This window comes from Allocoleopsis sp. (assembly GCF_036703385.1).
Taxonomy (GTDB): domain Bacteria; phylum Cyanobacteriota; class Cyanobacteriia; order Cyanobacteriales; family Coleofasciculaceae; genus Allocoleopsis.
The window spans coordinates 1-7,837 of record NZ_DATNPA010000311.1 but is presented as its reverse complement, the minus strand read 5'-3'; the positions used below and the strand labels follow the sequence as shown (position 1 = coordinate 7,837).

Genomic DNA, 7,837 nt, shown 5'->3' with positions numbered 1-7,837 from the left:
GGGACGTATAGGCCGGATTAACAGCAATAGTTATCCTGCCAAACTTCTCTCCAAAATGCTCCAGCCATTTTCTGAATTGATACCAACCCGCATCATTAATAGATTTGGCGAGACAATGATTTTTCACTAAATTCTTAATCCTCAAGTCTTCGTAGGCAACCAAATCGCTAGATTGGATTACGCAACGTGCCACTCTCTTAGCATGTTCTTCACGCTGCCTACTTATCGTGAGGTGTACTCGCCCTAGCCTGTTAATGGCTTTGGAGCGGTTGGCAGAGCCTTTCTTCTTTCGAGAAACACGCCGCTGTCTAAACTTCAGCCGTTTCTCACCTGTTCGATAAAACTTGGGGTTAGCTTCGGCATGACCGTTGCTGTCTGTGTAAAATTCCTTGATTCCTACATCTAAGCCAACTATCCTACCTGTTGGCTGAATGTCTGCTTTTTCCGTTTCAACTCTAATCAGAAATTGAACGTAGTAGCCATCAGCCCGACGCACCAACCGTACTCGTTTTATCTGGTCTAACTGGTAGAAGTGCAAGTCCCACGTCCCTTTGAGTTTGAGCTTGCCAATTCCTTTTTTATCGGTGAAAGTGACTTGTTTTCGGTCAGGAGCAAGTGTCCAGCCAGAGGTTTTATACTCTACTGATCGACAGTTTTTCTTGAACTTTGGATACCCTTTTTTGCCCGGAATAGACTTTTTGCAGTTGTCATAAAACCGAGCAATTGAACTATAGGCTCTCTCGATACAAGCTTGACAAGCGCTGGAGTTCAGAGTTTTAACAAAGGAAAATTCCTCTCTCAACGTTTTGCTAAGGCGATATAACTCTTTCTGCCCTACACCTCGGTTATCCATCCAATATCGGATTGCCTTGTTACGGACAAATTGAGCCGTTTTAATCGCCTCATCAATAGCAGTGTATTGAGTTTTTGTCCCCTTAGCCTTGAACTCTAGGACAAACATTTACGTGGAACAGCTTTACGCAAAATATTCTACCAGAAAGAAAGCCGTCCTGGAAGGACGGGGCTTTGAACCCAATTTTCGGTAAAATTGAGAACGGTTTGAGAATAAGTACTTTTTGTCTTGAGATTCAGGTAGTGTTTATTTGAATCCACATGGCAGCCCTCAACAGCTCATTCCTAAGACACTGAACTAAAAGCACAGAACATCAGGTAGAGGCAATTAGGAGATTTACTGTGGCTAAAAAATCCGTAGCAGATTTAACTGAGTCAGATTTAGCTGGGAAGCGGGTATTGGTGCGAGCCGATCTGAACGTGCCCCTCGATGATAGTGGCGCGATTACCGATGATACTCGTATCCGTGCGGCGTTACCCACCGTTCAAGATTTAATCAAAAAGAATGCCAAGGTGATTCTGTGCAGCCACTTAGGGCGTCCCAAAGGACAAGTAAAAGAGAGCTTGCGGCTGACGCCTGTTGCAAATCGTCTCTCCGAACTGCTGGGTCAGACTGTAGTCAAGTGTGACGACTGTGTCGGGGATGCGGTTGCCGCTCAGATTGCTGGTATGCAAAACGGTCAGGTGGCATTACTGGAGAATCTCCGCTTCCATGTTGGGGAAGAAAAGAATGACCCAGAATTTACCAAACAGTTAGCCTCGCTGGCGGATGTCTATGTCAATGATGCGTTTGGCACCGCTCACCGCGCCCACGCTTCTACGGAGGGCGTGACTCATTACCTGAAGCCTTCGGTGGCTGGATACTTGATTGAAAAAGAACTTCAGTATCTGCAAAGCGCGATCGAAAATCCTCAAAAGCCCTTGGCGGCCATTATCGGGGGTTCTAAGGTTTCGAGTAAGATTGGCGTGATTGAAACGCTGCTGGAAAAGGTGGATAAGCTGCTGATTGGCGGTGGTATGATTTTCACCTTCTACAAAGCTCGTGGCTTGAGTGTCGGTAAGTCTCTGGTGGAAGAGGATAAGCTGGAACTGGCAAAATCTTTGGAAGCTAAGGCGAAAGAACGCGGCGTTGAGTTGCTATTGCCCACGGATGTGGTGGTCGCGGATAATTTTTCAGCAGATGCGAATTCTCAAACTGTAAGTATTGACTCAATCCCCGATGGCTGGATGGGGTTGGATATTGGGCCGGATTCTGTGAAGGTGTTCCAGGATGCGTTGTCGGATTGCAAGAGTGTAATTTGGAATGGCCCAATGGGTGTGTTTGAGTTTGATAAGTTTGCTGTGGGGACGGAAGCGATCGCACATACGATGGCTGGCCTCACGAAGCAAGGTGCAACAACCATTATTGGAGGTGGTGACTCGGTAGCAGCTGTGGAAAAAGTCGGCGTGGCTGAGCAAATGAGCCACATTTCTACAGGGGGCGGTGCCAGTCTAGAGTTACTTGAAGGGAAGGAACTCCCAGGAATTACCGCACTCGATGACGCTTAAGCCGTAAAATGGGCAATTTTTAGGCTAAATAACGCGAGTTATCTATAGATAGCGAGGGCACGGTATTGCCGTGCCCCTACCATGAATGAACCAATTCTCTAGGCGCGATCGCACCCAACGTTCTCAGCTCATTCAGACAATCGCATTTATAGGGCTAGATCGGACTGCAATGTCAGGCTCAAATCTTCTTCTGGGTTAACAACAATGACTTCCGCTTGCTTGCGTCCTCCTAGGAGTAATCCTGCGATCGCACCGAGTCCTGCACCCCCTAAAACTTCTTTAAGGTCGATGTCGCCAAATATTTCTGCAAGTACTGTCGAAGCGGCTGCACCAATTGCCGCTCCCTTGAGGATTTGACCGACATCAGTTCCTTTCTTAATCGTTTCCCTCTCGGTAATTACCCTAGATGTTGCCCGGATCGGCAGTCGCTGATTACTATCTCTAAGTGTCAGAGCTTTAGCAACAAATTGAGTCCCAGCAGTAACGGGTCGCAATTCTCCCTCAATCTTACTTCCCTGAGGAATGATCACGGTTCCCGTATCCGAGCGAATATCGGTGGCAACTAACAGCGTCACCGGTGCTGTTTCATCGGGTGTAACAACGATTTTCTGCGCGTTTTCCAGCTCCACAGGAATCACAGTTCCTGCGGGGATGACAACTCGCTCCGATTGAGAAAAGAGTTGCCCCACGAGGTAAGGTTTTACAGAAGCTGTAGCTGGAGCCGCCATTAGAGCTGGGACAGCCGCCAACGAAGTCATTCCCAATGCCATGAGCAGGGCAGTTTTGGACTGCCAGCCAGAGGAGATAAACATGGACACTACACCCCAAAGTATAAGCGCTTGTCAGCAATAGACTCCTATGCGCTCAAAAGGTTCCTGCGCCGACGTTGGTGTTAAACAGCGATCGCTTGACTTCCTCTTTTTTTTGGGTAATATTTTCTTAATATGGAAAAATGTGTCCGCCTATAAGTTAAATTTCGCTTCATGGGTGCAAACCACCCCTAAGTTTGACTGAGGAAGATATATTTTATTATTTAGAGCGATCGCAGTGGAGCCAGAAACTTTTCGCTTAACTGAAGATAGCTAACCAAAAGTAATCCCAAATCCTCATCCATAACCCCTTTCTCTCCTTATTCTCTGCTCTGCGAACTCTGCGCCTCTGTGGTTCGTTTAAAAAAGGGGAGAGTCAACCCAGATTTAGTATAAACCCCCCGAAATCTGGGGTCGCCCATGTGGTCAATTAACCGTGTTTCGGCTTCAGTACTCTCGCCGAAAAAGTTTTGCACCAAGAAGAAGTCCATAATTTTGTCGTGGCGGAAGTACCATTCTTTCTGGACTTTCCCCTCCCTATCCCACGACTGACGGCTGACGACCATTTTGTATTTCTTATCTTCCAAAGCCTGTAATTCTGGGAGGAATTGCCCTGCTGGGAAAGTGTTTTCGTCATTGAGCCGCATTTGGTAGACGGCATGGGAGAATCTTTTTAAAGGAAATTCGTACTTCCATTGGTGCATAAATTCCTCTGCCATCTGGTTGTATTGTTGTTCTTGTAGGCGGAACAAGTCGGGAGTTTTGCCTTGGGAGAGCATCAGGGCGACGAGAGTCAAATCCATTGGGTTGGATAGGATGCGTTGTGCCGCGTCTAACTCTTCGGGCGGTTGTTGGGGGTTAAGGGCGTTAGCTAAGTATCGGATGCAGGCGTTTTTATAATATTTCCCCTGAATTTTGGCATCTTTGAGCATTCGCGGCTGGCGGGAAACCAAAAACGGCTCAATTTGTTGGCATTCCAGGGGTTGTAAGTAATAAGTCTTGGCGCTTGAGGGGGGTGTCCACTCCAAGGGTTGGGTCGTCATGATGATATTACCCCGGAAATAGCGATCGACAAAATGGGCGATTTTCCCGCGTGTGTCGGCGCTGACTTCGTTGAGTCCGTCGATGCAGATATCGATCGCTCCACTATATATTAGGTTTTTCAGGAATTGGGTATCTGGGGCTTGCCCGTGCAGTTTGGCTTGGATGGCTTCAATGACACCCTTATCGCATTTTTGGGCGGGGAGGTAGACAAAAATACGCTTGGAGTTTGCCACTACATGGCGCAGAAACATGGACTTGCCCAAACCGGAATCACCTTCTAAGATGATTTGCCCTTGAATCTTGGGGAGTGCCTCGGTAATCGCTTTGATTTCTGCTGAACCTGGAATGATGACTTTAGACTTTGGGAAGTAGGCGTCGTCATCGAAATGATTTAACTGTGCATCGGCGAGTAGGGACGGTTTGAAGGGTTCAAAGAGTTGGCGGCGCAAGTAGGGAACCCAGGTGAGGAGAAAGCCAATGTAGCCGACACCGAGAATCTTCCTTACCCACGGGTTCCAGAAGAAGATGGTTTGGACTTGGGGAAAATTGGGGTAGGTAAAGAGCAGGGCAAGCCAAAAGGCAGCATGAATCAGGATGATGTTTCGGGCGAGGGAAAGCCATTTCTCAATTACCACATCCTGGATGGTTGACTGTATCGTATTAGCTTGGTTGTATCCTCCTTTTTTCAGGTTGTTGTAGTGATTTCGCAGTAGGGGAATGTCTTGGGGTTTCCAAGACACCAGGCAGGCAACCCTGGCTATTTTGTTGGCTAAGTCTTGTTGTAATCGTTGCAACCCCTGACTTCCTATCCAGGCATCGCGAAACACTTTCAGTGTTTTCTTGCCGTCTTCGTATTTGAGTTGAGTCGGAAGTGATTGAGGATTACCGAGCCATTTGAGCAGCGTTTTCACATCAGCCGTGCCGCCACCTAAGAAATAAGCCAAAAACCGCCAAGTTTCAAAGTTAACGTTTTGGTGATTTGGCTCGTAGACATGATTTAGGATGACAACAACCTCGTTTACCTGTAATTTTCTGAGATTACCCAAGGCTTGTGCTGCACTGCCCCGCACGGATGCGTCCACCTTTTCATTCTTGATGATGTCGGCGATGTCTTTGAGGTAGGGTTGAGCCACCTCTTGCAGGTTGCCCAAAGCTTCTGCCGCATTGCCCCGCACGGATGGCTTCACCGTTTCATCCTTAATGAAATCGAGGATGTCTTTAAGGTAGGGTTGAGCCGCCTCTTGCAGGTTGCCTAAAGCTTCTGCTGCACTGCTACGAACAGAAGGCTTCACCGTGTCATCCTTGAGAAAGTCGAGGATGTCTTTGAAGTAGGGTTGAGTCGCCTGCCCCAAGTTGCCCAAAACTTGTGCGGCACTGCCCCGCACGGATGCCTCAACCTTTTCATCCTTAAGGAAGTCGAGGATATCTTTGAGGGAGGGTTGAGCCGCCTTTCCCAAGTTGCTCAACGCTTCTGCGGCACTGCTACGCACCGACGGATTCACGGTTTCATCCTTAAGGAAGTCGAGGATATCTTTGAGGTAGGGTTGAGCCACCTCTCCTAGATTGCTCAAGGCAATGGCTGCACTGCCGCGAATGTCTGCCTCAACCTTGTCATCCCGGAGGAAGTTGAGAATGTCTTGGAGGTAGGGTTGAGCCGCCTCTCCCAGATTTTCCAAAGCAGGTGCGGCAAAGCGGCGAACATAGCTTTTCACACTTTCATCCTTGAGGAAGTCGAGGATGTCTTTGAGGTAAAGTTGAGCCGCCTTTCCCAGGTTGCCCAAGGCTTCTGCGGCAAAGCCACGAATGCCTGTGTCCACATTTTTATCCTTGAGGAAGTCCAGGATGTCTTTGAGGTAGGGTTGAGCCGCTTCTCCCAAGTTGCCCAAGGCTTGTGCCACAAAGCCACGAACTTCTGCGTTCACTTTTTCATCCTTGAGGATGTCGGCGATGTCTTTAAGGTAGGGTTGAGTTGTTTCTCCCAGGTTGCCCAAAGCTTGTGCCGCAAAGCCACGAACGTATACATCCACGTTTTCATCCTTGAGGATGTCGAGGATGTCTTTAAGGTAGGGTTGAGCCGCCTTTCCCAGTTTGCCTAAAGCAACCGCTGCACTGCCACGAACGTATGCCGCCGCTTTTTCATCTTTGAGGATGTCGGCAATGTCTTTGAGGTAGGGTTGAGCCGTCTCTTTGAGGTTGCCGAAAGCAACGGCTGTACTGCCACGAACGTATACGTTTACCTGTTCATCTTTGATGAAGTTAAGGATGTCTTTGAGGTAAGGTTGAGCCGCTTCTCCCAGGTTGCCCAAAGCTTGTGCTGCACTGCCCCGAACATAGACGTTTACCTGTTCATCCTTGAGAAAGTTGAGGATGTCTTTAAGGTAAGGTTGAGCCGCCTTTCCCAGGTTGCCCAAAGTAACAGCTGCACTGCTACGAACATACACGTTCACCTTCTTATTTTTAAGGATATGGGCAGCTTTCCCAGCGATATCCTCCGGTTTCTTAACCGCCGATTTTAAGTCTTGGGGCTTGTACTCCGCTAATTTGTCGAACGCATATCCCTTCACTTTGTCCTGGCTATCGTCAATGGCAGCCACAATGCCGTTGATTTGCCAAGGTTGCGGCTGCGGGTTGGCGGGTTTTTGGGCATTCACCCAAGGGAGGCAGAGGAGGAGAGTTAGGAAAAAGGTAAAAGGGACAAGGTAACAGGGGGAACGCTTTTGGGTTGTGCGGGGAGTGTTGAGCATGAGTGCATGGTAGAGCACGATTCGGGGCAAGGCGGCGGAAGGGAGAAATTAATAGATGGTTAATATTAACTCTTAAGATAGATGCTCTATGGCACAACAACGAGTTCATCCACAGGATAAGGGCAAGGCAATGCCCATTGGTGTCAACTTAAAGAAAATGACCTTGGAGGATTAAGAGTAAAAGGGGGTTAGAACAAGCAATAAAAAGCGGAATGTGGGTAAAACTTGCGACAGACAACCCCTACCAGTTTCCAATGCATGAACCTTCTAGGTAGGGGTTGCCTATGTGATCGGCTAACCAGAGGTACGTACCTGGCATTGATAGCTTGACATCACCTGGCGACGGGTTGCTCTCCAGCATTGCCCGTTATTCTGATCATAGGGTTTCCCACGAGCAACACTAGACATCTATCTGGCATAAACTTACTGTCGGTGAGCTGTTTTCACGAGAAAGTTCAAGAGTAAGACTTGGCTCTATAGCCTTTAAAAGAGGTATCTTCATGAGTCAAAAGCATCCCCGTACTTGGGGTAACCCCGATCATCGCCGTCAAACCCAGTTGCTAGCTCCCCCAATTGCACAAATTGAGCAACAGTTGTTTTGCTTGCTCAGTCCTGGAAGCTTTAATCCGAAACCTTAAGAAAATCCAGGAAATTCTAGGTATTCACCTTTGGATGAACATTTATTTTTTACCTTTCTCCTTGGGCTTTTTCTGTTTTTCCTTTTGTGGCTCGTCGCCATAGCGACCGAGTTTTCGCCGTAACTGCTGCAACAAATTATTAGCGTTTACGTGATTGGGGTCGAGTTCGATGGCCTTTTCTAGTGAGGCGAATGCCTCATCG

General features: G+C 48.0%; 5 protein-coding genes. 2 read left to right on the top strand and 3 right to left on the bottom strand.

Annotated elements, in window-relative coordinates:
- The coding region (locus V6C93_RS15565) for a transposase (RefSeq protein WP_333477579.1) at positions 1 to 961 on the bottom strand (961 nt) is incomplete at its 3' end.
- 233 nt (positions 962 to 1,194) lie between these two features.
- Between V6C93_RS15565 and V6C93_RS15560 the strand changes: the two genes are divergently transcribed.
- Complete coding sequence (locus V6C93_RS15560) at positions 1,195 to 2,400, top strand: phosphoglycerate kinase (protein ID WP_333477578.1); 1,206 nt, start codon at positions 1,195 to 1,197, stop codon at positions 2,398 to 2,400.
- A 146-nt stretch (positions 2,401 to 2,546) separates the two neighbouring features.
- On the opposite strand, the gene V6C93_RS15555 is transcribed toward V6C93_RS15560, so the two are convergent.
- Both V6C93_RS15555 and V6C93_RS15550 read right to left on the bottom strand, forming a co-directional pair.
- Entirely contained in the window at positions 2,547 to 3,212 is a 666-nt protein-coding gene (locus tag V6C93_RS15555; protein ID WP_333477577.1) for a hypothetical protein, read from the bottom strand.
- A gap of 317 nt (positions 3,213 to 3,529) precedes the next feature.
- Entirely contained in the window at positions 3,530 to 6,997 is a 3,468-nt protein-coding gene (locus V6C93_RS15550) for a PBS lyase (RefSeq protein ID WP_333477576.1), read from the bottom strand.
- A 500-nt stretch (positions 6,998 to 7,497) separates the two neighbouring features.
- Here V6C93_RS15550 and V6C93_RS15545 point away from each other — a divergent pair, with 500 nt between their 5' ends.
- Entirely contained in the window at positions 7,498 to 7,635 is a 138-nt protein-coding gene (locus V6C93_RS15545; RefSeq protein ID WP_333477575.1) for a hypothetical protein, read from the top strand.
- The last annotated feature ends 202 nt before the right edge of the window (positions 7,636 to 7,837 follow it).

Excerpts from the sequence above, each read along its gene's own strand:
- V6C93_RS15555 (WP_333477577.1), bottom strand. The coding sequence starts at position 3,212 with ATGTTTATCTCCTCTGGCTGGCAGTCCAAAACTGCCCTGCTCATGGCA.
- V6C93_RS15550 (WP_333477576.1), bottom strand. The coding sequence starts at position 6,997 with ATGCTCAACACTCCCCGCACAACCCAAAAGCGTTCCCCCTGTTACCTT.
- V6C93_RS15545 (WP_333477575.1), top strand. The coding sequence starts at position 7,498 with ATGAGTCAAAAGCATCCCCGTACTTGGGGTAACCCCGATCATCGCCGT.